The sequence below is a fragment of the Micromonospora solifontis genome, assembly GCF_003725545.1.
In the GTDB taxonomy this organism is placed as follows: Bacteria; Actinomycetota; Actinomycetes; order Mycobacteriales; family Micromonosporaceae; genus Micromonospora; species Micromonospora solifontis.
The window spans coordinates 23,329-48,359 of record NZ_RJLN01000041.1 but is presented as its reverse complement, the minus strand read 5'-3'; the positions used below and the strand labels follow the sequence as shown (position 1 = coordinate 48,359).

Annotated in this window: 24 protein-coding genes and 1 tRNA gene; 20 read left to right on the top strand and 5 right to left on the bottom strand. The window is 68.8% G+C overall.

Features of this window, described 5'->3' with window-relative positions:
- Positions 1-27: 27 nt before the first annotated feature.
- From EFE23_RS15985 to EFE23_RS15970, 4 genes are read right to left on the bottom strand one after another with little or no spacing between them, the layout of a single operon-like run.
- Entirely contained in the window at positions 28-696 is a 669-nt protein-coding gene (locus EFE23_RS15985; RefSeq protein ID WP_123241722.1) for a GNAT family N-acetyltransferase, read from the bottom strand.
- Positions 697-733: 37 nt separating this feature from the next.
- Positions 734-1,417, bottom strand: coding sequence for a GOLPH3/VPS74 family protein (locus EFE23_RS15980; RefSeq protein WP_123241721.1), 684 nt, complete (start codon positions 1,415-1,417; stop codon positions 734-736).
- 14 nt (positions 1,418-1,431) lie between these two features.
- Positions 1,432-2,445, bottom strand: a complete 1,014-nt coding sequence (locus EFE23_RS15975; RefSeq protein WP_123241720.1) for an acetamidase/formamidase family protein — start codon at positions 2,443-2,445, stop codon at positions 1,432-1,434.
- Complete coding sequence (locus tag EFE23_RS15970) at positions 2,442-3,848, bottom strand: APC family permease (protein ID WP_123241719.1); 1,407 nt, start codon at positions 3,846-3,848, stop codon at positions 2,442-2,444. The genes EFE23_RS15975 and EFE23_RS15970 overlap by 4 nt, the downstream gene beginning before the upstream one ends.
- Before the next feature lie 359 nt (positions 3,849-4,207).
- Here EFE23_RS15970 and EFE23_RS28955 point away from each other — a divergent pair, with 359 nt between their 5' ends.
- Complete coding sequence (locus tag EFE23_RS28955) at positions 4,208-6,037, top strand: S9 family peptidase (protein ID WP_233601011.1); 1,830 nt, start codon at positions 4,208-4,210, stop codon at positions 6,035-6,037.
- On the opposite strand, the gene EFE23_RS15955 is transcribed toward EFE23_RS28955, so the two are convergent.
- Positions 6,017-7,402: a helix-turn-helix domain-containing protein gene (locus EFE23_RS15955; protein ID WP_123241718.1), complete on the bottom strand. Its 1,386-nt coding sequence runs from the start codon at positions 7,400-7,402 to the stop codon at positions 6,017-6,019. The genes EFE23_RS28955 and EFE23_RS15955 overlap by 21 nt on opposite strands.
- A gap of 610 nt (positions 7,403-8,012) precedes the next feature.
- Between EFE23_RS15955 and EFE23_RS15950 the strand changes: the two genes are divergently transcribed.
- The 19 genes from EFE23_RS15950 to EFE23_RS15865 all read left to right on the top strand — a co-directional run bounded on the left by EFE23_RS15950 (position 8,013) and on the right by EFE23_RS15865 (position 25,015).
- The gene (locus EFE23_RS15950) at positions 8,013-8,429 is read left to right on the top strand and encodes a hypothetical protein (protein WP_233601010.1); all 417 of its coding nucleotides are present in this window, start codon (positions 8,013-8,015) and stop codon (positions 8,427-8,429) included.
- A complete protein-coding gene (locus EFE23_RS15945) occupies positions 8,429-9,112 on the top strand; it encodes a dTMP kinase (RefSeq protein WP_123241716.1) in 684 nt (227 codons plus the stop codon). The genes EFE23_RS15950 and EFE23_RS15945 overlap by 1 nt, the downstream gene beginning before the upstream one ends.
- On the top strand, positions 9,102-9,938 hold the full coding sequence (locus EFE23_RS15940; RefSeq protein WP_123241715.1) for an isocitrate lyase/phosphoenolpyruvate mutase family protein: 837 nt from the start codon (positions 9,102-9,104) through the stop codon (positions 9,936-9,938). Before EFE23_RS15945 ends, EFE23_RS15940 begins: the two co-directional genes overlap by 11 nt.
- Positions 9,939-9,973: 35 nt before the next feature.
- Entirely contained in the window at positions 9,974-10,435 is a 462-nt protein-coding gene (locus tag EFE23_RS15935; RefSeq protein ID WP_123241714.1) for an NUDIX domain-containing protein, read from the top strand.
- A gap of 5 nt (positions 10,436-10,440) precedes the next feature.
- Complete coding sequence (locus tag EFE23_RS15930; protein ID WP_123241726.1) at positions 10,441-11,103, top strand: TylF/MycF/NovP-related O-methyltransferase; 663 nt, start codon at positions 10,441-10,443, stop codon at positions 11,101-11,103.
- Positions 11,100-12,008: an NAD(P)-dependent oxidoreductase gene (locus EFE23_RS15925; protein ID WP_123241713.1), complete on the top strand. Its 909-nt coding sequence runs from the start codon at positions 11,100-11,102 to the stop codon at positions 12,006-12,008. The genes EFE23_RS15930 and EFE23_RS15925 overlap by 4 nt, the downstream gene beginning before the upstream one ends.
- On the top strand, positions 12,005-12,883 hold the full coding sequence (locus EFE23_RS15920) for a hypothetical protein (RefSeq protein ID WP_123241712.1): 879 nt from the start codon (positions 12,005-12,007) through the stop codon (positions 12,881-12,883). Before EFE23_RS15925 ends, EFE23_RS15920 begins: the two co-directional genes overlap by 4 nt.
- A 2-nt stretch (positions 12,884-12,885) precedes the next feature.
- Positions 12,886-14,721, top strand: a complete 1,836-nt coding sequence (locus EFE23_RS15915; RefSeq protein WP_123241711.1) for a radical SAM/SPASM domain-containing protein — start codon at positions 12,886-12,888, stop codon at positions 14,719-14,721.
- A gap of 28 nt (positions 14,722-14,749) precedes the next feature.
- The gene (locus EFE23_RS15910) at positions 14,750-15,469 is read left to right on the top strand and encodes a hypothetical protein (RefSeq protein ID WP_123241710.1); all 720 of its coding nucleotides are present in this window, start codon (positions 14,750-14,752) and stop codon (positions 15,467-15,469) included.
- Positions 15,470-15,558: 89 nt separating this feature from the next.
- Positions 15,559-15,714 carry a hypothetical protein gene (locus EFE23_RS28535; protein WP_199737098.1) on the top strand — a complete coding sequence of 52 codons (156 nt, stop codon included), beginning with the start codon at positions 15,559-15,561 and terminating at the stop codon, positions 15,712-15,714.
- A gap of 73 nt (positions 15,715-15,787) precedes the next feature.
- The gene (locus EFE23_RS15905; RefSeq protein WP_123241709.1) at positions 15,788-16,702 is read left to right on the top strand and encodes an aKG-HExxH-type peptide beta-hydroxylase; all 915 of its coding nucleotides are present in this window, start codon (positions 15,788-15,790) and stop codon (positions 16,700-16,702) included.
- A gap of 47 nt (positions 16,703-16,749) precedes the next feature.
- Entirely contained in the window at positions 16,750-18,360 is a 1,611-nt protein-coding gene (locus tag EFE23_RS15900; RefSeq protein WP_233601009.1) for a helix-turn-helix domain-containing protein, read from the top strand.
- 67 nt (positions 18,361-18,427) lie between these two features.
- Positions 18,428-19,486 (top strand): asparaginase, encoded by a 1,059-nt coding sequence (locus EFE23_RS15895; RefSeq protein WP_123241708.1) that lies wholly within the window; start codon positions 18,428-18,430, stop codon positions 19,484-19,486.
- Positions 19,479-19,943 carry a PPC domain-containing DNA-binding protein gene (locus tag EFE23_RS15890; protein WP_123241707.1) on the top strand — a complete coding sequence of 155 codons (465 nt, stop codon included), beginning with the start codon at positions 19,479-19,481 and terminating at the stop codon, positions 19,941-19,943. Before EFE23_RS15895 ends, EFE23_RS15890 begins: the two co-directional genes overlap by 8 nt.
- Positions 19,944-20,118: 175 nt before the next feature.
- Positions 20,119-20,862 (top strand): protein kinase family protein, encoded by a 744-nt coding sequence (locus EFE23_RS15885; RefSeq protein WP_123241706.1) that lies wholly within the window; start codon positions 20,119-20,121, stop codon positions 20,860-20,862.
- A 372-nt stretch (positions 20,863-21,234) separates the two neighbouring features.
- Positions 21,235-21,307, top strand: a tRNA-Arg gene (locus EFE23_RS15880).
- 238 nt (positions 21,308-21,545) lie between these two features.
- A complete protein-coding gene (locus EFE23_RS15875; protein ID WP_233601012.1) occupies positions 21,546-22,061 on the top strand; it encodes a hypothetical protein in 516 nt (171 codons plus the stop codon).
- Positions 22,062-22,306: 245 nt separating this feature from the next.
- On the top strand, positions 22,307-23,605 hold the full coding sequence (locus EFE23_RS15870; protein ID WP_148058456.1) for a hypothetical protein: 1,299 nt from the start codon (positions 22,307-22,309) through the stop codon (positions 23,603-23,605).
- Between the two features lie 147 nt (positions 23,606-23,752).
- Positions 23,753-25,015, top strand: a complete 1,263-nt coding sequence (locus EFE23_RS15865; protein ID WP_148058455.1) for a LamG domain-containing protein — start codon at positions 23,753-23,755, stop codon at positions 25,013-25,015.
- Positions 25,016-25,031: the final 16 nt, after the last annotated feature.

Below are 25,031 nucleotides of genomic sequence, written 5' to 3'. Positions count from 1 at the left end.
CCGGACCTGGCTACCGAAACCCAGGGCCTAGTGTTGGGCGTCGGACTGGGCGCGGGCCGCGGCGGTGACGGTTGCCGGCCTGGCGGTGTTCAGGGGCCAGGAGCCGCGGTTCGGGTGAGGGTTGCGGCGCATCGGGGCGAGGACCGGCCCGTCGGGCAGGGTGAGCGCGGGTCTCGGGAGGTAGCCGTGCCTGCGGTACAGGTCCTGGCTGTCGGGCGCGATTTCGGTCCACGAGGGCATGTCGATGCGGTCGACGCGGCTTTCATGGTGGGTGAGCATCGCCTTGCCGATGCCGCGTCGTTGGGCGGCGGGAAGGACGGCGAGGACTGCCAGGTGGTGGTGAGGTTCGGTGGGTCGGACCTGGGTGAGTAGTTGGTCGAGGAGCTCGAACTGCCGCGCGTGCGGGCCGGCGGCGTTGGCCAGTCTGCTGCGGTAGTTCGACGGTGGCGGGATGCTGCGGTAGCGGTGAAACCCCATCGCAGCGGCGCTCAGGTCGTCGGTGATCTGGATGTCGCCGAAGAACATGGCGTGTTCCACCCAGATCACGGCCACGTCGGTGAGGACCCGCCCCCGGCAGGTCGGGTCGGGCACCAGCCACTGGGCGAGGGGGCCGGAGTGCAGGGCGTCGGCGATCAGCGCGGCGACCGGTTCCTTGTCCGCCCACCGGGCGGCACGGATACGCGGGATGACGTCCATGGGATGCCTCCAAGGGCAGCGGGTGGGTGGGGCGGGCTTACCGGTAGGTGGCGGTGGCGAGGTCACCGACGGCGGCGTCGACCGCGGCGATGATGTCGCGTACCTGCCGGTGGTGCTGCTCGGCGATGGTGCGTAGCTGCACGGTGAGGGCGGCGGTGTCGTCGGCGAGGTACAGGTGATTGGTCAGGCCGAGGGTCGCGATCAGGCCGCCGAGGGCGGCGGTGTGGTTGTCGGGCTGGCTACGGCCGGTGGCGATGTAGTGCAGCCGGGCGCGGGCGACGACCGGCCACTTCAGGTCCGTGGGCAGGTAGCGGTCGGTGCGGGCGAGCCCGCCGAGGCGGCGGCGCACGTCGTGGCGCAGGATCCCGCCGGCCTGCAGGCCGGCGCGGGTGCGGTCGTACAGGTCGGCGGCGAACCCGGGTAGCCACCCCCGCAGCGGTGGGGTCGGACGGGCGTAGCGGATGGAGGCCAAGGCGGTGTCGGCGATCAGGTCCCCGACCGGCCGGTCCAAGTGCAGCCGCAGCCGCTGCTCCCCGCCCGGCCCGGTGTCGTCGGTAGTGTCGAGGACGATCCGCCCGGCGAGGAACAGGTCGATCAGCACCGCACCAGCCAGGCCGAGGGCGAGGGTCTGGCGGTGGATGTGCGGCTGGCCGGTGTCGTCGTCGTGGCCCAGCAGGAACAACTCGTCCCGCAACGACAACTGGGGGATGGACGAGGTCATCTGGATCCCGTCCCCTACCGTGGCCCGCCGACGTGCTGCCGCAGGCGGGCGTGCACCCCGTCGTAGGCGGCCTGCGGCTGCGGAAGCAGCAGCTTGTCGACGGCGGCGAGGACCGTGTAGTTCGGGTCGCAGACGTTGCCGATCGGCGCCCGCCCCGCCTGCGACACCAACTGGTACGCGTCAAGCTGCTCCAAGCCGGTGAGGTCACCCACCCAGCCGACCAGGTCGCGGTGCGCGATCCGGTACGCGTCTTCGAGGGGACGGGCGCAGCCAACCGACATGATCGACGTGTCGGTCTCCAGGCGCGGCCACACCGTCGGAACGCCTTTAATGACCTCGATGATCAGGGTGGTGGTCGTGGCGATCTCCACCCCGACGCCACAGGCCTCACCCTCGCCCTGGCGGGCGTGGCCGTCGCCGAGGGCGAGCATCGCCCCGTGCACATTCACCCCCAGATACAGGGTGGTACCCGCGCGCAGCTCCGGCGTGTCGAGGTTCCCGCCATGGCTGTCGGGCACGATGGTCGAACGCGCCTCAAAACCGCCCGGCGCCACCCCGATGGTGCCGATCATCGGGTCCAGCGGCAGGTCGACCGTGTGGTCGCTGCCGGTGGCGTGAAAGCGAACCGTGCCCGCCTGCTGGTCGATGTCGTACACCCACACCCGCTCCTGCAGAGGCGGCTGCAGGGTCGCCGTGTGCGAGGTGGAGGTCAGTGCCCCGAAGTGCGGGAACGTCGAGGAGATTCCCCAGTCGCGGGCCGGAACGATCGAGGCGAGGTGGACGGCGAGGGTGTCGCCTGGCTCTGCGTCCTCGACGAAGAACGGCCCGCACACGGGGTTCAGGTAGGGCATGCGGCACACCTGCGACGGCAGGTCCGCCGGGCCCCGGACGAGGCCGCCGAAGCAGTCCTCGGTGTGCACCCGCAGCACGTCGCCGGAGCGGACGTGGGCCACGGGCATCCGGCCACCGAAGGTGTAGGCCAGCTCGTCGCGGGCGGGCCGGTAGGTAATCGCGTCCATGGTCGTCACACCCGCTCGACGTGGCGGGCCTGCGGCTGCGCGGGCGCCAGACCCGACAGGGCGGGCCGGCGACCGGTCAGGTACAGGCCCGCGAGTACGACCATGCCGAGGGCGAGCCAGGCCAGACCGAGACGCTGCGCGGCGATGTTCGCGTTGACCACCACGTAGGCGAGGATCACGAACCCGATCCCGGGCATGACCAGGTGCGCCCACCAGTTGCCGCTGCGCTGGCGGATGAGGTGGTGCACAACCACGGAGACGTGCAGGACCAGGAACGCGACCATCGCCCCGAAATTGATCAGCGACGACAGCAGCGTGATCCCGTCCGCCCGGGTCGCCATGTACAGGCCCAGCGCGAGGGACACGACGCCCGTGAGCAGGGTCGCGTTGATCGGCACGTTGCGGCGGATCGACACCTTCGCCAAGAAGGCGGGCAGTTGCCGGTCCCGGGCCATCGCGTATAGCAGCCGGGATGTGGCGACCTGCGCGACCATCGAGTTCGGCAGGCCCCACGCGATCGCGGTCGCGACCGCGCACAACGTTGCCAGCCAACCTCCGCCAGCCACCTGCGCGGCGTCGTAGAAGGCGGTGCCGTTCGGATCCCCGTCACTGAGCAGCGAGGCCGGCTCGGGTACGAGCATCGCGGCCAGCCAGGTCTGGGCGATGAACAGCACGCCGGCGAGGATGAGGACGGCGGCCATGGCGCGGCCGATCTGCCGGGAACCGCCCTTGGTCTCCTCGGCCAGCATGCTGATCCCGTCGAAGCCGAGGAAGGACAGCACCGCGATCGACACGGCGCCCGCCACGAGAGACCAGGTGAACGTGTCGGAGTTGTAGAAGGCGTCCCAGCTGAACCGCCCCCTGCCTGAGGCGAGAGCCCAACCGGCGACAACGAGGAAGACCGCCAGGACGATCAACTCGCCGACGAGCATCACCCGGGTCACCATCGCGGTCATCCGGATGCCGACCGAGTTGACGATCGTGTTGACCGCGACGAACCCGAGCAACCACAGCCACACCGGCACGGCCGGCACGGTGGAGTGCATCGCTACCGACGCCACCAGGTACAGCAGGCCTGGTACGAGGACGTAGTCGAGCAGGATCACCCAGCCGGCCAGGAACCCCACCGGCGCGCTGATGCCTCGGCCGGCGTAGTTGTAGACGCTGCCACTCATGGGGAACGCCTTGACCATCTGTGCGTACGAGAACGCGGTGAACACCAACGCCACCACACCGACCGCGTACGCCAGAGCCGCCATCCCGCCGGAGCCAGCGTAAACGCTGCCGAAGATCGCCATCGGCGCGATCGGCACCATATAGACCAGCCCATACGCCACAAGGTCGCGGAAGCGCAGCTTCCGGGCCAATTCCTGGCGATACCCGTAGCGCGCCAATTCCTCCTGTAGTTGCATCGGACCCTTCCATTGACGTCGTTATTGAGGGACGGAAAATTCATTGCCACGCCACCCGTGAATGGCCTTACCGCTCCGAATGGTGGCCCCACTCGAATGGCTTGGTCGATACCGTCGATGCGGACAAGAGATGTTGTCCGCATCGACGGTGCCCCAGCGAGAGCGAACGGGCCGGCGGGCAGTTTGCGAGGGGACATCCAGCGGCACGTGCAAGGCGCTCGGGCGTAGAGTCGCCACGTCTGATCGCTCGCGCCGGCCCGGAGGACCGAAACTTTCGCTGGCCTTGCGGGGCACCCCGGCGAGCGGTTGACGAGCCCGCCGTCGTCCCGTCGCGCGTGCAAGTTGTTCGAGGAGGACCCGTGAGACTGGCGGACAGGATCGCTGAAGTGTCGGTGAACGACGCCGTCCGCGCCTCGGTCAGCTATGACCAACTGCGTACCGGTGATGACGGCCTGTACTGGTTAGAGACTCGCCCCGACGCCGACGGACGTGCGACGGTGACAGGGTGGCGGCCCGGCGAGGGCAAGCGTGATGTCAGTCCGAAGGACTTCGATGTCGCCAACGGAGTTCACGCGTACGGAGGCGGATCGTTCGCTGTCGCCGAGGGGACGTTGTGGTGTGTCGGCGGAGATGGCCTCTACCGGAGCCGTCGTCACGGCGATGAACTCGATTTGGTCAGCCATGGGTGCTTTGGTGACCTGACGGTCGGCGACGGCGAGTTGCTGGCCGTGCGGGAGTCAGAGCAGGGCGACGAACTCGTCGCGGTGTCGCTCACCGGTGCTCCGCCGATGCGAACTCTCGCCTCGTCCCGCGGGTTTCTCAGTGCGCCTCGGCCGGGTCCGGGATGGTTGGCCTGGACCGCGTGGAGCGAGCGCGACATGCCCTGGGATGCGTGTGAGGTGTGGGTGGCCTCCTACTCGCCGCGTGGTTCGGTCGAGCGTGCAGTGAGACTGGCCGGCGGTCCGGATGAGTCTGCGGTGGAGCCGCAGTGGGGACCCGACGGGGCGTTGTACTTCGTGTCGGACCGCAGTGGCTGGTGGAACCTCTACCGGTGGGACGGCCTCGAGGTCGAGGCGGTGGCACCGATCGCGGGTGAGTGCACCGCGGAGCCGTGGGAGCTGGGTTACGCGTCGTACGGCTTCCTCGACGACGGTCGGATCGTCGTGGCGGTGCAGGAGGGGCCGCGACACCGCCTCGTCGTCATCGAGCCCGACGGCACTGTCCGCCCGGTCGACCTCCCGTACACGTCGATCAAGCCGTACCTCGCCGTCCGAGGGACGACGGTGGCGTTGATCGGATCGTCACCGACCGCTGCCCCGCAGGTCGCGCTCGTGGACTTGGCTGACGCCGACCCCCGGGTGGAGGTGCTTGCCAGGCCGGAGCACGCCGCACTCGACGGGGCGCGCGTATCGACGCCGACGCAGCTGCGCGTTCGAGTGGCGAGCGATCGGGAGGTGCTTGCCCTGGTGTATCCGCCGACGGGCTCGGCGGCGGACTGGCGGGCACCGGTGATCGTCCGGGCGCATCCAGGGCCTACCGCCTCCTGCCTGCTGCGCCTGGACTGGCAGGCGCAGTTCTTCACCAGTCGCGGGTTCGCCGTCGTTGATGTCGACTACTTGGGTAGCACCGGGTACGGCCGGGTGTTCCGGGAGTCGCTGTACGGCCGGTGGGGTCTGGACGACGTCGATGACTGCGCGGCGGTGGCGGTGCACCTGCTGTCGGCGGGGCGGGCGGTGCCGGGGCAGGTGTTCATCCGTGGTGCCAGCGCCGGCGGCTACACCGCGTTGCACGCGGTGGCACAGGACGGCCCGTTCGCTGCTGCCACGGCCGTGTCGGCGATCGTGGATCCTGACCGGTGGGCGCAGACGGTGCCCCGGTTCCAGCGGGCGCACGCGATGCGGTTGCGAGGTGGTGCCGGCCGGGTCCGTGCCGCCGCTGTCCAAGGGCCGGTGCTGCTCATTCATGGCACCGCCGACGAGGTGGCCGTGGTCGAGGATGTCCGCGACCTCGCCGAGGAGTTGACGTCTCTCGGCATGGCACCTGAGGTGTTGCTTCTTGCCGATGTCGGCCACTATGTGGCGTCGTCCCGTCGAGCGGGCGCGGCGCTGGAGGCGGAGCTGGCTCACTACCTCTCGGTGATGGCGGATGCGGCCAATGATCAACGGGCGTTACACAGCGGCCAGCGGTAGTCGGTGACGCACGTACTCGCCGAACTCGCGGACCTCCGGCTCGCACCGGTAGGGCTCGAGGTCGGCCTGTACCTCGACGATGCGCTGCAGGCAGCGGTGTGAGGTGGTTCGTGCGGCGTGGTCGACTGCCTCGCGTGCGGTGGCGCAGGCTTCGTCGATGCGGCCGGCGGCGGCAAGCGACGAGGCCAGGAGCGCGGTGTCGATGGCGAGCCTTCGGACGTGGGTGGGGCTCAGGGCGGTGAGGGCGTCGCCCAGGTGCCGTTGGGTGTGCTGCGGTCGGCCCAGGTCGTGGAAGCAGTGGGCGATCTCGTCGGCGAGGTAGGCCGCGTCGAAATACCGGATCCACGCCGGCTCGTCGTCGGGCTTGCTACGGGCCAGTTGCCTTTCCGCGATGTCGAGGTGGGTCAGGCAGTCGTCTTCGCGTCCAAGGCGGGCGTGCGTGCGCGCCACCACGGCGTGCAGCGCGGCTGCCACGGCGGGCGTCGTCTGGGTCTCGCTTCCTCTCACCGCCGTCAGCGCCATCCTGCGTGCCGGCTCAGGATGGCCGCAGTGCAACGCGAGGTGGCCGATGTTCACGGCAAGCAGGTAGCTGCCGTACAGGCGGTCGTCGGCGGCTTCCGTCAGACGCAGAGCGCGAAGGTAACGGCGCTGGGCGAGGCCATGGGCACCGGTGTCGACCGCCTGGTACCCACACAGCTCGAAGAATCCCGCCGCCAACGTGTAGAGGTGCCGGCCGACAGCCTCGGAGACGGGAGTGTTCGCCAACAGCCGATTCAGTTCGCCTTCGACGTAGCGCTGCACTTGGGCGTGGACTCGTCCGGCGCCGTGGGTGTGGTCCAACTGCCGGAACATCGCCAGAGCGGTCTCCGCCGAATGAAGATCCTCTTCGTCAACCTGGTCAGGCGAGCCGGGTCGTCCGGCCACGGACAGGCGGGGTCCCGCCGCAGCGTTCAGCCAGTCAAGGGCGGCGCGATCGAGGACACCGGGTTGGAACGGAACCCGAGCAACCATCTCGGCCAACCCCGACGTTTCGGCCAGGCGATCAGACAGGACGCTGCTGAGGCCGACGCCGGCTGGTGAGCTGATGGCCGGCTTGCTGTTGCTGGTCCGGTCCTTGTCGAGCAGCGGCAGCAGGCGCATCAGTGCGCCCCCGGTCGCCAGCGCCTTGTCGCAGGCCTCGACGAACTCGCGGGAGGGGAACCGGTCGGCCGTCTCCACACGACGCACCAGATCGGCACTAAAACGGATCATGATGCCGAGCCGCGCCTGCGAGAGGTTGGCGCGTTCGCGCAGCCGACGCAGTTCAGCGCCGAAGAAGTGGCGCTCGGACAGGGACGGCTGGAGCGCCCGCGGGGCCTGGCCCATGACACCGCCTTTCGGGCTGCTCGCGGGACGATGGCATCGAGCAGCGTTGACATCTCGTACATAGGGTCACTCAGTGTTCAGCGGGGCGCAACCAAGAACAACTGGTGGTTGCAGTACTCACCCGTGAGCTCGCCGAATGCGGACAACCTGTTCGGGCATGCGGACAAGTTCTTCTGTCCGCATGCGCCTCCTGGCTCTCTGTAACTGAGTCTGCGTCAATCGACGTGCGGCTGCTGCCGTTAGCCCGCCGCCCGATCCTGCATGAGGAGAATCCGTGCCTGCCTCACCTCAGTTACGACCTACTTCAGCAGTACCCCTGCACCGCATGTGGCTGACGGTCGGTGACGGCCTCCAAGTACAGCGGGTTCACCTGCATCTCTCCGAGTGGCGAGAGGCGATTGCATCGAACACCCCTTTGCCGGACGTCCACGGTGTTGGACTCGCAGCGGCGTTGGCAGCCGTTGAGTTCACACACCTAGCGTCTGTGTCCAGTCACATCGATGACGCCGGACTTCGTCCGTGGCTGGACCTTCCAGCGCGCTATGCGTTTCCAGTAGGTCCAACGAACGTGCTCAGACCTGCGGCAATGGCTCGGGCCGACGAGCTAATCATGGATGGGGTCGACCAGGTGGTGGCTGCCGATCTAGCGGCTGTTTGTGGCGCGGCGGCCTGGTGGGTCGGGTTCTTTGCGATCATCCGCCATCGCGGTGTGCATCACCGCAGTTTGCAACCCAGCACTGCATCAATAGCGCGGATGGTGCTGGAGGAGGCAGCCGGCATTGTCGCGCTTGGTATGGCGATCCGCGTGTTGGAGGAACACCTGCGAGCAGGCGGAGTCGCTGAGGCCGGCTTGCGGATGGCGTACTGCCGTGCGTTGGCGGCGAGCGTCGCGGTCGAGCGACGAATGCCGGCGTTGTTGGAGGAACTCGGCGAGCTGCGCTTGGTCGATCTGGTGTCGATGGCGGTGCCGTGGCGGGGTCGGTTCACGAAGTACGCCGGTGGTACCGGCGCGGGGCAGGTGGAGTGATGCAGCGGTTTCCGTTCATCGTGATCGAGGGCCTGGACGGCACGGGGAAGACCACGGTGCGCAAGGGCCTGTTCCGGCTCTGGGAAGGCCTCTACGAGGTGACACCCCTGTGCGTCCTGACCAGCAACTTCCTGGCCGCTGATGCGGCCGCCGACATCGTGAAGGGTAAATACCAGCCGTCGGCGGACAACCGGGACCGGTACCTGCAGGCGCTGGTGGCCGACAAGGCGGCGACGCTGGCGCGGCTGGTGCGGCCGGCGTTGCCCAACCGCCCGGTGATCAGCGACCGCTGGCTGGTGAGCGAGCTGGCGTTCTTCGCCGTCAAGCACGACATGAAGCCGGGGGAGACCTACGAGCGGCTCGCCGCCGGCATCACCCAGCCGGTTGATCTGACGCTGGTGCTCGATCTAGACCCGCGCGACTCGCTGCAGCGGGCGCACGGCCGGCAGGGCGACGCGGTCCGGGCGGACTGGGACGTGTTGGACGTGCAGGCCCGAGTGCGTCAGGTCTACACCGAGATCGTGAGCGAGCCGGCTGCCTATCCGCTGTTGGGCGAAGTGGCACACATCGACGCCAGCGCGAGCCCCGGCGGCGTGTTGGACCAGGTCTGGCAGGCCCTCATCGCGCATGACCTCGTGCCGTCACTCGATCCCGCAACGGAGGCGGTGGCCGGTGACCGCTGACATTCTGCGCCGGGCATTGACGGCGGGTACCGGCGCCCCGGTCCGGGCGGTCGGCGCAGTCAACGCCCTCGCCGCTACTGCCGCCGCCGGTGCTGGCTTCGACGCACTGTGGGTCAGCAGCCTGGAGGTCTCCGCCGCCGCCGGCCTTGCCGACGCGAACGTGCTCGGGGTGCGTGACCTGTGCGACGTGGTGCTCGCCGTCGGGCGCACCGCCCACCTGCCCGTGGTGGTCGACGTCGACAACGCCGGCGGGTCCGCGAACTCCGCCCGCCGCTGCGCCTTCGACCTGGCCCGCGCAGGCGCTGCCGCGCTGTGCCTGGAGGACAGCGCCTATCCGAAGTGCAACAGCTTCAGCACCCACCGCACGCAGGGCCTGGCTGACGTCGATGTCGTCGCGGACCAGCTGCGAGAGATGCGCCGGGCCAGCGACGAACTGGTGCTCATAGCCCGCACGGAGGCGCTGATCGCCGGCGCACCCTTCTCCCACGCCCTGGACCGGGCCCGGTACTACGCCGCGAACGGCGCGGACGCGGTACTGATCCACTCCCGTGACGTCTCAGGAGACGAGGCGCTGCGCACGGCGCGGGAATGGAGCGCACCGACCCCGCTGGTGACCGTGCCGACCGCCTTTGCCCACCTCGGATGGCAAGAGCTGGGCCGGGCCGGGTTCGCCATGTGCATCTACGCCAATCAGCTCAGCCGCGCCGCCTTGGCGGGCATGCGCGCCGTCGCCGCGGAGCTGGCTGGCACCGGCTCGCCGGGCACGGTGCCGCTGGCCACCGTGGGCGAGCTGCTGGCGATCGGCGATCCCTACGCCCGCGTCTGAGCCCTGCGTCCGACCCCTCAACCAGGAGATCCCACATGCCCCCATTGCCGCGGATCAGCGTGTCGGTGAAGGCCGCCGTCATGCGCGCAGATCACGTCTTGCTCTTGTCCTACGACGACGCCGCAGGCTTCCACTACAACCTTCCCGGCGGCAAGGCCCGCGAGGGAGAGTGCCTGCGCGACGCCGTGTGCCGCAAGGTCGCCGAGGAAACCGGGCTGCGTGTGCGGGCGCGCCGACTGCTGTTCGTCGTCGAGTACGTGCCCGAGGCCTGGCAAGGCGAGTTCGGCGACGTGCAGAAGGTCCAATTCAACTTCCTCGCCGACCCCCTCGACGACGCCGCACCCCGCATGCCCGACCCGCCCGACCCCCACCACGTCGGGTTCGAGTGGGTGCCGGTGACCGCGCTGGCGAGTAAGTACCTTCTGCCGCGCGTGGTGCCGCACCTGCTCGACACGCTCGGCCAGGACTGCGGCGACTGTCTTGTGGACCGGTGGTGACCGCGATGACCGTGCACCTGTCCGCGCTTCGCGGCTGGTTGCTCGCCGAGCATGCCAACACCGTTGACGCCGACCGGCTGACCGCCATCGCCACCCAGCTGCGGCACATGGTGAAAGACGGCGTCGAGGGGGCGGTTGTGGAGGTTGGCTGCTACCGGGGCGCCATGGCGCTGTGGATGCGTGCCGTACTTGACGAACTCGGCGACAAGGATCGGCCGATCCACGTCTACGACTCGTTTGCGGGCCTGCCGGCCCCCGGTGATCGGGACTCCAACCACCTCGGTGAAGGCGAACTGATGAGTACGCCGGCGGACGTCGTGTCCACTCACGCCGCCTGGCACAAACCGAGTCCGGTCATCCATCCCGGCTGGTTCGCCGACACCCTGCCCGACCAGATGCCCGAGACAATCGCGTTCGGTTACCTGGACGGTGACTTCTACGACTCCATCTACGTCTCGCTCACCCACTGTGTTCCCCGCCTGAGTCACCTCGGTGCACTGATCATCGATGACTACGCCGACACCGTCGTCAATCCGAAGGCCTGGGACGGCCTACCCGGCGTCAAGCGCGCCTGCGACGACTACTTCGGCACGCCGACGCCGGTTGAGGTCCTCGTCGGCGACGGCGACGGCGACCTCGCCTTCGGCCTGTACCGGCGGTCCGCATGACCACCGTCGTGGTCGTCGAGGGCAGCGCCGACCCTCACCGGCTGACCCAGGCGCTGCCCGGAGTGCGCGTCGAGGTACTCGACCGGCTACCGGCGGTATCCCACCCGGCGGTTGCGGCCGTCATGCGTTCCGGCACCCGGCTGTCGGCTCGCCACCTCGCCTGCCTGCCGGCGCTGCGACATGTCGTTCGACCGGGCTCCGGCACCGACAACATCGACCTTCTCGCACTCGCGGCCCGCGGCATCACTCTGCATCGCAACCCAACCGCGAACGCCGCGGCCGTCGCCGAATGGACGCTGCTGGCCGCGCTGACCCTCAGCCGCCGTGCGGCACTCGGGCACAACGGCCTCGCCGCCGGCCGTCACCTCAAGGCCGCCTGCCTTGGACGTCTCCTGGCCGAGCAGCACCTCGCGATCTGGGGCGCTGGGCCCGTCGGTCTCGCCATCGGGCAGGCGCTCCGCTCGGCGGTAAGTGACGTGGCGTACGCGGCATGGCCGTCCAACCCGCCGAAGCTGCCCCAACGCCCCGCTGAGCTGCTGACCAGTTGGGCAGATCTGCACGTCGTGGCGCTGCCGCTGCGTGAAACCACCCGAGCGGTCTTCGGTCCGGCTTGGCTGGCCCATGCTGGGCGGCGCCACCCGGCGTTGATCTGTGCCGGGCGGATGGAGACCCTCGACCTGCCAGCCTGCCTGGACGCCCTCGACGCCGGCACGTTGAGTGGCCTGGCCATCGACGCGATCGACCCCGAACACGTCGGCTCGCTCACAGGACCGGGTGAGCCGCGCAACCTGCTCCTCACCCCGCATATCGGAGCGCAGCGCCCGGACGTGCGGGGCATCCTCGACCGCTGGACGGCCGAGACTCTGCGCACCGCCCTGCTTGGTGGACGGCAGGAGGACCGATGACCAGCGCAGTCGATATCCGTGCCAGGATCGCTGCCCGGGTCGCGGCCGAGTTCTGCGATGACCCGAAGGTCAGCGAGGTTTGGCTGGAGGGCGCGCTGGGTGCCGGCCTAGCCCATGCCCGCAGCGACATCGACCTGCGCGTTGTATTCCACGACCAGCCCTCCGCGCTGCGCTCGCGGTTGGTGGACGGCGTACGGGTCGACCTCGCCGCGTGTACCCCCGCCATGATCGAACCGCTGCGGAGCATGCTGGGCTCCTTCGACGTGCGCTTCGACGACGTCGAGCGCTTCCGGCAGGTCCGCGCCGCACTCGGGCAACTGACCCGACTGCGCACCGCACGGCGGTACACGCTGACGGGATGGCAGCCGGCCGTCACTGGCGACGACGTAGCCAACTACCGGTACTGGGCCGTGGCGGACCGGGTCGAGCACGTCCTCAGTCTTGTCGAAGACCTCCTCGGACTCACCACCGATCACCTGTATGCCGAGGCCGAGGTGGTACGCCGCCAGCTGGAGATCTGCCTTCTCGGCCTCGATGTCGTCGCGGCGGGCCAACCGCTGCTCGGCGACAAGTGGCTACCCGCCCTCTGGCGTCGAGCCAACGACGGCCCGCCACCGTCGCTGCTCGCCCCATGCTGGAACGCCGACGACACCTCCTGGTTCCCGTCCGTCCGGAAGCGGGTCATCGCCGCACTCCTTCGGTGTTGGCCGGACCGCACCACCGCCGAAGAGCCGCCTCCCGCTGGTACCGGCGAGCTGGGTTGGCTGCCCCAGCGCTACACCGACGGCTGGTTCCTGCGCTGCGGCGACGAACGTATCCGCCTAACCCCCGGCCAGCTCACCGGCTGGCACCGGGCGAACCGCCAGGGAGGCTAACCATGCCACCGGCCACCCCCACCCCGGAGGCCATGTACCGGCCCCTGTTCGCCGACGACCGCCGGCCGGTCTCGGTCATCCTCAAACTTCGCGGCGAGACCTGCAACATCGACTGCCTTTACTGCTACGAAAAGCGCAAGGAAGCCCCCGGCGGAGCACGACTGTCCGCCGCCGACGCCGCCCGGCTGACCGCGATCTTCGGTGCCCGCCCCGTCGCCGTCGAGTTGCACGGCGGCGAGCCGCTGACGGTTGGCCGCGCCGCCTTCGCCGAAATCCTTGACCGGCTCGCGGCCCAACCCAACGTCGTGCGCGTCTCAATGCAGACCAACGGCCTCCTTCTCGACGACAGCTGGCTGGACCTCATCGACGCGCACTACCCCGGGCTGGAAATCGGGATCTCGCTCGACGGCGATGCGGCCGGCAATGCCTGGCGCGTCGGCTACGACGCGCAGCCCACATACGACCGGGTCGCCGCCGCCCTGCGCCTGCTCGCCGCCCGCGGACGGCACGTCGGGGTCATCAGCGTCGTCACCTCTGCCATGCTCGGCCGCGCCGCGGAGATCCTCGACCACCTCGCCGGATTTGCCGCCGTGCGCGCCGTCAACCTCGTCCCCTGCTTCGACGCCACCGTCGCCGCCCCGACCCGGCTCGCTGGTGCACGTGTGCCAGCGAGCCGCCATCTGCAACAGGCGGCCCTCACCGGTGGCTCCGGGCCGGCCTGGGCGATCACGCCTGCCGAGTACGCGTCCTTTGTCCTCAGCGCGACCGCGCACTGGATCGGCAGCGGCCTGTTCCGGCGCATCAAGCTCGAACCCGCGGTGTCGACCATCCACCGGCTCACCGGCGCAGCGGCGAACATCTGCCACTTCTCCGACGCCAAGTGTGACCACGTCTTCACCGCCTACCCCGACGGGCGCATGGGCAGCTGCGACGAGCTACCGGCGCCGCAGGCCCAGCTCACCGGCCTGCCGAGGGCTCCTGAGGAGGCCGACATCATTGGCGCGCAGCGCCGCCTGCCGCTGCTTGAGGCGGGCCGGTCGCTGATGGCCAAGTGCGCGAGCTGCCGGTACCGCGACACCTGCGGCGGCGGCTGCGTCGCCACCCGGTGGCGGGCGCACCGCCACGCCGACGGCGACGATGAGTACTGCGCCTACCGAATGCGTCTGGTCAACGGCATCGCAGCTCTCCTCGCCGAACCCCAACGACCCGGTGGCGCCTCATGCCGCGCGGTGCCATGGCGCCCCCGTCGGCCCAACTCCATGCCCGACGTCGCTGGCTTCCTCGCCCGCTGGGACGACCCCAGCCGACCCCGACCGGCGGCCACCTTACGGCACAGCGATCACGGCAACATCAACAGCGCCGGGTTGGTCGGTACCCACCCGGCCGACGACCTCGACCCCCACCATCCCCAGTGGCGCGACGGCATCGAGCCCGCCGTCTGGCCGCTGGTCGACCTGCTCACCCGGCGCCTAGGCTACGTCACCTACGACAGCTGTCAGGGCCACCGGTACACGGGTCTCGACCTCGCACCGGTCGGACTGCATGTCGGCGTTCTCCCGCGACACCGTACCGAGTCAGCCCGGCTCAGCGCCGTTCTCTGCCGGCTGGACACTCGAGCGCGACAGGTGCTGCCGGCCGCCTGCCAGCTGCTGGTCGGTCGGGACCGGCTCACATGCGAGACCACCAGCCGCCAGTACCCGGTCCTCGGGCTCTCCCTCGCCCCGACGGCCGGCTGGGACGCCTACTTCGCCGCCCTCGACGAGGCCGTCACCGCCGTCACCACCGCACTCATCGACATCGCCAGCACCGCGCCCGCCGATTGCGAATGCCGCCCCTGAGCCCGCCCACCCCGGGAGGACGGACGCCATGATCCACGTAGCCGAAACCCTGACCAGCCACAGCGTGGAGGGCTTCCTGAGCCCTACCGACGTCGAACAGCTCGCGACAGCCATGGACGAGATCCTTGCCGCGGCCGGCACGCGCCGTTTCGACTGTGGCCGTACCACCACCATGCATGAGATCCCGGGCCTGACCGCCGCGCAGGCCATGGCGGTCTACGAACCAGCCGGACGTATCGAGATCACTGAGCTGCCTTCATCGGTGACCGCCATCCTCGACCGGGCGACGAACCGTGCCATGCCGACCATCCGCCGCGCCATGCCGTCGGTGACCGCGCTGCGTCCCTGGACCTACGTCGAGTACCGCACCGGACAGCACATCACCCCGCACGCCGACGGCATCGCCCCCGACCCCCGCACCTGGCCCCGCCAGATTGGCGGCATTGGCATCCCCATCCGCCACGCCGATGCCGGAGGCGACTTCTACGTCGAGACGACAGGAGCCCCTGACATCTGGGCCAGCACAGACGTGGCCAGCGCCGCCGGATACGTACCCGGCATGTCGCTCATCCACGACGGCGCCGACAACTCCTCCGCCTGGTTCCGCGACCTACCACGCACCCGCTGGACCGTCCGCCCCCGCCTTGGCGACGCCATCGTCTACGGCTCCCAACTGACCCACGGCACCGAACCAGTCAGCTCCGGACGGTCCCGCAAGTTCATCAGCTGGCTCATCGCCGAACGGTGAACGCCAGTGCCACCGCGCACCCGCAGCCCGCCGCCGCTCACCGCCCTCAGCAGCCCTGACTCCCGAGACACCCAGACAAGGAGCACATCGTGGACACACCCACGCCCTACGACGACTTCCTCACCGCCGTCGATCAGCTCCGCGGCGACGACACCACCGTCCAGGTCACCGCGCACACCTCCAACGTATCCACCACCGGCTGGCCTCCCGCAGACAACGTAGACAGCTCCACAGGCCAGCAGTAACCGTCTGTTCTCGCCTGGTGCCGGGCCCCGCCCCGGCACCAGGCGCCCACCACGCCGCAAAGGAGAACAGTCGGTGCCGCCCCTTGACGACCTCTTCAGCCTGCCGGCCACCACCGACCTACGCCGGCGACGCACGACCGCTATCCACCGCGTCCTCGGCACGAACGCTCCCGCCAGCACCCCGCTCAGCTACGCCCTCGCCCACCACTGGCTTGAAGGTGCCGAAGCCGCGGCACGATCCGCCGACGGCACGCTGCTGGCCTGGTACCGCCACGCCACGGCCAGTGACGCCGCCCGCCTACGCACCGACCCTGGCGACAATATCCCGATTGTGGTCAACCCGAAGCCGGAGCAACTGCGCCGCTCGGACCTCGCCGCCACGCCCTACTACGTCATCAACCCCGAAACGACGCCGGCCAGCCCGCCCGCCCTGGAGCAAGTGCGGAACGGGCTCGCGGCAGCAGTCAGCGCCGGCTTTGGCACGCTCCTGCGCGACCACGCGCCGATCATCTGCCTCCTCGAACGGAAGACGCTCCACGACACCCTGCTCAGCTGGACCATCACCCGCCTGCCCGGCACCGTCTTCACCGACTACACCAACCACCCAATCGTCCTCGCCCGCGACCTCATCCACGAAGCCGGCCACAACTGGCTCAACGACGCCCTGGTCGCCTGCCACGTCACCATCCCCGACGACCGGCACTTCTACTCACCCTGGCGAGCCACCGAACGACCCGCCTTCGGCTTCCTCCACGCCTGCTGGGCCTTCCCGCTCACCGTCCTGTACGCCGCACGCGTCGCCTCCACTGCGCCAGCCGAGGTACGCACCTTTCTCACCGCCCATCTGCGCCTGCAGGCCGAACAACTCGCCCAAGCAAGGGACAGCTTCCAGACCGCCATCACACTGGTCGACCACGACGAGCTACGCCGCCGTATGACCAAGGTCTTCGCCACCGCCGTCAGCATCACCGCCGCGCAGCCGACCTGATCAGCGATGGTGAGGTAGGACGGACATCGCCGTGTGCACCGTGTACCGTGGGCGACACCGATCGCTACCAAGTGACCGCCGAATCCGCCCTCCGAACCGGGCACACGGCCGGCGCATTCCGTGAGGTTGGGATGGCCCAGACTCCACGCGAACTCGCACCCAAGACCTCCGCCAAGCACTACTTCGGCGCCCAGCTGCGATCATGGCGAGAACAGCGCGGCTGGTCTCAAGCGCGGCTCGGCGAGCACCTGCACGTCAGTTCGGATCTCATCGCGAAGATCGAGAAGGCCCTGCGCTGGCCGACCCCGGAATTCGCAACCGCCTGCGACACCGCGCTCGCCGCAGGAGGCGCGCTCACCAACCTGCTTCCGCTGGTCGAACTGGAGCGACACCAGGAGCGTGCCGCCGTGGCCGCCACCGCCCGCGCGGTGCGCGCCGCCGTCTCCCAGCAGCGGCGCAGCACCACGCCAACGGCATCCGCGTTCGCCGCCTCACCGGGTGAGATCGCCACTGGTGCGGCGGCGGATTGGGCATCAGCGCTGCCCGGTGTGCAACTCACGGCGCCCCCACCGGCATGGCCGGTCGACCGACTGCTGACCCTGCCATTCGGCCGAGCCGTACCCGCTACGACCCTGACCCTCACCAGCATTCCTGTCCAAGACCGCCGCCACGCCGCCCGCTACCCACGGACGCTCAACGGTGGCCACGCCGCCGCCTTCGGCCTGCGCGATCTCGTGGCGACGGAACTGCTGGCCGGCGACGAGCCCATCCTCGCCGTGGCCACAACGCCCACCCTTGGAATGGCGGTACCGGCATACCGCCTCGACGCCTTCACCATCGGCATCCTGTGGGCCCTGTGCGGCATGGACGACGCTCTCCTGGCCGATGATGCCGCGCTCGCCGACAGCGTCCCCAAACTACGCCGCTACGCTCAACTACCCGGCTCCGCAGTCAGCCGCAACGTCGCCGCCGACCTCAACACCTTGAGCCAGATGTGGCTTGGCTCCGACTTCTGCGCCCGCTACATCAGCCACCGCCTCGACGCCGCGACCGACCAGCCCGTGTTCTGGACCCGCGAGCAGTACGGCGAAGAAGCCAGTACCTGGCTGCTCTTCCGCCACAAGATCGACTATCTGCACGCCACGAGCGAACGCTTCACCACACCCACCGCCCCGGCTGCCCGCGTCTTCTGCATCCCAGAAACCGCCGTGCGGGGCAGCCCCCACGCGGAACGCATCCTGCTGCTGCTCTCGGCAGCGTTCATGGAATCCCTGCGCGTCGCCGTGCACGTGAGTCCAGACCCGGCGTACGCCACCGTCGAAGGCTTCGTGCTGACCCCACACACGCAGGTCATTCTCGCCAACTGGGTGCGCGCCGATGGACTCTGGCACGTCGACGCCCTCGATCGCCGTACCGCGCTACGCCGCTACGACGACGTTACCCGCGGCGGCCAAGCCGGCTCCATCACCGCATCGGGCCAGTCCACCCGCCGCCTACGAATCCTCGCCGAATACCTCGGCCTGGAATGGCCCTGGCTGCGTCGACGCTGCACCGAACTGGCCGCCGTCGGCGTCGAAGGGATGATCCGACCACGCAGCCGGTTACTAACCACCGACGGGATCAACGCAGCCTGCCGCTACCTGGCCAGCCTCCCTTAAGCCTTCGCTTCACTCAGAAACTGTGACAGGCTGCCGCAGGCACACAGGCACGGGACGAGGAGGTGCGGTGGCGGAGAAGGCGACATCGGTCTTGATGCTCTCCCTCGGCGGGACAATCGCGATGACCGCCGGCAGCGACGCTGGTGGCGTCGTGCCGAACCTGACCGCCGAGGAGCTCATCGCCGCCGTACCTGGACTGGCCGAGACTGGTATCGACGTGCACGTCCAGACCTTCCGCCAACTGCCGGGTGCCTCGCTCAGCTTCGACGACCTCACGGCGCTGGCCGCACTGATCGCCGACCGCACCGCGACCGACGGTATGGATGGCGTCGTGGTCACCCAGGGCACCGACACCATCGAGGAAACCGCCTACCTGCTCGACCTACTGCACACCGGCAAGGCGCCGGTTGTAGTCACCGGTGCGATGCGCAACCCCACCATTGCTGGCGCCGACGGACCCGCGAACATCCTCGCCGCGATCCGCACCGCCGCCAGCCCGGCCGCCCGCGGCCTCGGCGCCCTCGTGGTCTTCGCCGACGAGATCCACGCCGCCCGGCACGTCCGCAAGACGCACTCCACCAGCGGCGGCGCCTTCCGCTCGCCGAACACCGGCCCGCTCGGCCACGTCGTCGAGGGCACAGTACGGCTGCTCAACCACCCACCGCACCGCCTGACCGTGCCGCTGGAGACGGTCATCCGGGTTCCACGAGTCGGGCTGTACACCGTATCCCTGGGCGACGACGGTGCCCTCCTCGCCGGCGCCGAGGGACTCGACGGCCTCGTCGTGGCGGGGTTCGGCGTCGGCCACGTACCTCAACGCCTCGTCGAGAAGCTCACCGCCCTCGCCGCGAGGATCCCGGTCGTGCTCGCCTCCCGTACTGGTGCCGGGCCGGTCTTGGCGTCCACCTACGCCTTCCCCGGCTCGGAGAGCGACCTGCAGCGCCGAGGGCTCGTCAGCGCCGGCTTCCTCGACCCCTACAAGGCGCGCATCCTGCTGCACACCCTTCTCGCCGCGGGCGCCGAGCCCGAGATCATCGCCGCCGCATTCGGCGCCTGCGGCACCGGCGATCCTGCCCGCTGGCCCTGGCCGGCCCTCAGCCAACAGCCGGAGATGCAGCATGCGTAGCCACGACCTCACGCCCGGCCGCATGATCGGCGTCACGTTCGACCACGGCGAGGACTTCTTCACGGCCCTCACCGACGCCTGCCGCATTAACGGCATCCGCCACGGCTACATCCCCGTCTTCATCGCCGGCTTCAGCAGTGTCGAGATCGTCGGCACATGCCAACGCCTCGACAACCCCCAGGCACCCGTGTGGGACCGGGTGCACCTGTCCAACGTCGAAGCACTCGGCGGCGGCACCATCGCCTACGACGAGGCCGAGGACCGGATCCTGCCGCACATCCACGTCAGCGTCGGCCTCAAGGAACACAGCGCCTCCGGCCACACCAGCCACCTGCTTGCCGCCACCGTCCAGTTCCTCACCGAAATGTTGGTTATGGAGGTTGCCGCGCCGACAATGCGCCGTGTCCCCGATCCCGCGTTGTACGACGTGCCTCTCCTACAATTCGGCAACAGCTGATCATCTCAGACGGCGGCGTCGTGTTGTGGGCTGACGGGTGCCGCGATGCGCGCGAAGGGCAGTGGGCCCCGATCGTGTCAACCATCCCTTGAGCCGCGCAAGGCGCGGTAGCCTCTGCGTGCCGCCCACCCTGAGTAGTCAACCCAGGGCCAGCTGTTTGCCGTAGGTTAGATCGGTGCTCGACCTGCCACTGTCGTCCGCGTTCGTGACCTTCGACGCTCAGGGCTCTGGCTGCCTGTCCCACGGCATCGAGGTAATGGGGCGGCGTTGGTTCGTAAAGCGTGCCACCACACCCGAAGCCCGGCTTTCGCTGGCGCGGGCCAGCCGACTGCACGCCGCAGTCGCGCACCCGGCGATCGTCGGCCCCGACCAGATCCTCGATGGCCCGGACGGACCGGTGCTGGTGTACCCGTGGCACGACGGCAGCGTCCTGAACCGAGCCACCATCCACGGGTCGGACCGTGCGGCGCTGGCCCGGTTCCAGCAGCTTCCCATCGGCGAGGTGGAGGCAGCCGTCGACACGATTCTTGACGCACACCAGGCCGTCGTCACCGCTGGGTTCGTCGCGGTCGACCTATACGACGGCTGTCTCCTGTACGACTTCGTCGCCCGCCGGATGCGCTTAATCGACCTGGATGAGTACCGGCCCGGCCCGTTCGTCCTCGACGCCGATCGGTTGCCCGGCTCTCGCCGCTACATGGCGCCCGAGGAGTTCGTTCGCGGTGCTGTCATCGACCAGCGCACCACCGTTTACACCCTCGGTCGCATGGTCGGGCACCTGCTTGACTCCCCAGCGGGCTGGCGAGGGTCCGCCCGTCAGCGTGATGTCGTGGATCGCGCGACACAGAAGGTGCCCGAGGACCGGTACTCCAGCGTTGCTGAACTCACCAGCGCTTGGCGTGACACGACACAGCCATAGCGGCCGTTCGACGTGGAGCCGGGCGTCGCGCCTCTCGTGGCGCTGCCTCGTCGGAGTCTTCGGCCCGGGGGAGGCCGAGGCTGACAGGCGTCGGTCACCACGTTCCGGTGCCCGGCCCTTGGATACCGGGCCGAGGGAGCGCACATCATGATCTCCGATGATGTGCGCGGTGTGTGCTCTCCAGCGAATGCCAACCCGGGTGAACCGGTGCCAACACGGGGCACTGCGGCCGACCGCCGGTCGCAAACCGGGGTTCGTGTGCTCCAGGTGTGGTCCTGGGCTGCGAGAACGGCGGTCGGGTGAACGTGGGTGAACGTGGGCCACTCCCTGCCACCCCAGGTGAACCCCCAGGTCGCTAGACTAGGCCCTCGCGCCCTCGTAGCTCAGGGGATAGAGCATCGGTTTCCTAAACCGTGTGTCGCAGGTTCGAATCCTGCCGGGGGCACCCATTCGGACATATCGCCCATGGTCTGGCGAATGGGCTGGTCAAGATGGCTGAGCGGGTCGTGAGGAGTTGTCGCAGTCCGAGCCGCGTCCGGCCCGTCGTAGCAGGTCAGTGCTGTGCGGATTGTCGCAGGTTCGAGCCGTGGTCATGATGATCACCCAACCGATGGCAGGGATGTGCCCGCCCGCCATCGGCATGGGCAGACAGAGGGGCTGGCGCCGCTCGGTCTTTGATCTTCGTGGATGTCGACGGTGTGCTGCTGCCGTTCCGGGCTCGGCTGGCCGGCACGAGTTGCCGCGCCGGCGTCTGTGCGGCGGCCCCACCGTGCGGCGCCGGCAATCCGTTGCTCGACCGGCTCGAACCTGGTGACGGCCTCCGGTTGCGGGCGCTGCTGGACGGTCTGGTGTGGGCTGGTACGTGGATGGCGGAGGTGAGCGAGGTAGCGCCACGGCTCGGCCTTCCTGCTCTGCCGTTCGTCGATTGGCGGGACACCGACGAGCAGGCGCGTTGCGTGCATTGGAAGACCGTACCGCTGATGCGGTACGTCGCGGGTCGTCTGTTCGTCTGGCTCGATGATGAGATCACCGACGCGGATAGGTGGTGGGTTGCCGCAAACCATCCGTACCCAGCGTTGCTGCACCGCATCGATCCACACCGCGAGTTGACGGGCGCCGACCTTGACCCAGAGGGCTTCGTCCGTCACTTTCCGTTGCGCGGCTGCCGGGTGGCTGTGCTGTCGTCCGTTTCGTCCTAGCAAGTTGTAGTCGCTCTTTACAGGTGTTCATCGGAGTTTCTACAGTTCGGCCACCTATCGAGTGTGATCAACGGGGGTCTGCGGTGGTTGCTGTGCATCTTCGCTTCAGAGCTGCGTCCGGTTTGTCGACGCGGCGGCGTCGAGGGTTCTTCGGGTCCTTCACGGCGGTGCTGTTGGCTGCGGGTATCGGGGTGGTGGCGCCGACGTCGGCTGGTGCGGCTGCTGTGGATTGCTCGGGGTCTGTGGTGGAGGACGTCCAGGCGGCGAGGCAGTTTGCTGCGGAGTGCGGTAAGAGCGTGGAGGTGTTGAGCGAGCGGTCGGAGACGACGCAGGTGTTCGTCGACGCGTCTGGGGTGGGCAGGTTGGTGTCGTCGGTGGTGCCGCAGCGGGTGCACCGTCCGGATGGCAGTTGGGCTGACGTCGATACCACTTTGCGGCGGGTAAGGGATGGTTTCGCGCCGGTGGCGACGACGGCTGACCTCACGTTTTCGGGTGGCGGTTGGGGGCCGTTGGTGACGTGGCGTGAGGCCGGTTCGACGTTCGAGTTGCGCTGGCCGGGGGTGTTGCCGGCGCCGCGTATCGCCGGCGACACGGCGATCTACGACGGTGTTCTGCCGGGTGTGAATTTGCATGTGATCGCGGGCAGGGACGGTTTTCGTCACGTGTTGGAGGTGTTGACGCCGGAGGCGGCGGCGGGTCCGGCGGTGCGGCAGGTCCGTTACGGGCTCGGCGGTGATATGCGGGTGACGCGGACCGCGGATGGTGGCCTGGATCTGGCGGGTGCGGGTGGTGAGCCGCTGTTGCAGGCGTCGCCGGCGGTGATGTGGGACTCGTCGCTGTCGGCTGATGCGGTGCAGCCGGCGGCGACCGGGTCGGGGACGGAGTCGTCGGTCGCGGCGTCGACTGCCGATGCCGGCGACGGCGGGGATTTGGTGTCGACCGCGCGGGGGCCGGGTGAGGTGGCCTCGTCGGCTGCGGTTGGGGTGGCGGTGTCGACGGGTGATCTGGTGTTGACCCCGGACACGGCGATGTTGTCCGCGCCGGCGTCGGTGTTTCCGCTGTTCATCGATCCGGCGTTCAGTAAGCAGCGGTCGAAGTGGGCGTACGCGACGAGTAACGGGGAGAACAACGACACGACCTACGCGCGGGTGGGTTTGAGCCCGGATTCGGGGGCGCGATACCGGTCGTATTTCAGTTTCGACACGTCGGCGATGTCCGGCAAGACGGTGTTGACCGCTGAGGTCCAGATGAAGCTGTATCACTCGTGGTCGTGTGATCCGACGTGGGTGCATCTGTATCGGACGTCGAGTTGGTCGACGGCCAGCGGCGGTCGGATGAGTTGGACGGCCCACCCGTTGGGTTCGGCGGCGACGTGGCTGGATTCGTGGGCGGGCAACGCCAACAAGACCGGTGGCTGCGGGTCGACCCAGCCGGACGCGAGCGCGGTGTTCGAGGGATCGACGCTGTTGAACGACGTGAAGGCGCAGGTGTTGAGCAGTAGTTCGTACTGGGTGGGTTTGTGTGCGTGCAACCCGACTGATTAGTACGAGTCGAGTCAGGATCGGTGGAAGAAGTTCTACACCGACAAGACGTATCTGGTTGCCACCTACGATCTCGCGCCGGTCAAGCCCGTCGGGTTGGCGTTCACGACGACGTCGGACTGTTACCAGCAGTGTTCCTCGCCTGCTCTGGTGCGCAATGTGACTCCGACGTTGCGGGTGCAGGTGCAGGATCCTTATGGCGGTCAGTTGCTGACGGTTTTCGAGATCCGCACCGCTGCGGATCTCGCCGCGCCGATCGTGGTGGACAGCACCACGATGCCCCGCCCGGTGGTGACCACGGTCGGTAACGCGACGGGTGTGGCCACGGCGCAGGTGCCGGCCGGGAAGTTGTCGTCGGGTGGCACGTACTACTGGCATGCCTCGAGTCGGGACGAGGCGGGTCTGTGGAGCAGTTGGGGACTCTGGTACAGCTTCACGGTCGACACGACCCCGCCGACGGTGTCGAACGTGACCTCCAACCAGTACAAGTGGAAGCAGTGGGGGGCCACGGTGGGAACGCCGGGCACCTTCTCCTTCACCGCGTCGGGCGCGGACGAGTACACGTGGGACGTCGATGGTGGTGCCGCGACGACGACGACGGCGGCGTCGGCGAACTACACGCCCACTACGGACATGGTGCACACCATGCATGTGAAGGCGAAGGACAAGGCCGGTAACACCAGCGGCACCTACGACTACCAGTTCTGGGTCTCACCCGTGCCGGAGGCCTACTCGTTGTGGAAGTTCGACGAGGCCGATCCGGTGAAGACGGCGGCGGATTCGGGTAGCGGCTTCAGCGCTAAGAAGCCGGGCAGTCTCGGCGGCGGGGCGCGTTTCGTGTCTGGTTATCTGGGCAACGCGGTGCACCTGTCCGGTTCACCGGACGTGGTGACGACCAGCGGGCCGGTGTTGGACACGACGAAGAGTTTCACGGTGATGGCGTGGGTGCGTCCGACCGACCTGGCGGCGCAGCAGAAGCAGACGATCCTCGCGCAGGACGGTCCGACGGCCTCGCGGTTCGAGTTGCAGTACAACAAGAACGCCAACGGCGGTCTGGGTGGCTGGTGTTTCACCATGACTGGTGACAGCAGCGGCGGCGGCGCGGTCAGCGCCTGCGCCGACGGCCAGTCGGCGGGGCTGCCAACGACCGGCACCTGGGTGCACGTGGCGGGCCGCTATGACCAGGCCACCGGGAAGATGCGCGTCTACGTGATGGGTGACCCCCGCTCGTGCGGGGGTGAGGTCGCCGAGGTGAACGCTGCGGCGTCGTGGTCGGCGACCGGGTCGTTCGCGATCGGGCGTGGCTGGTCGGCCGGGGCCGGTACCTCCTACTGGCGCGGTGATATCGACGATGCCCGCGCTTATCAGCGGGTGCTGACGGATTTCGAGATCTGCCAGCAGGCAGCGCAGTAACACACGCGCCGCCGCG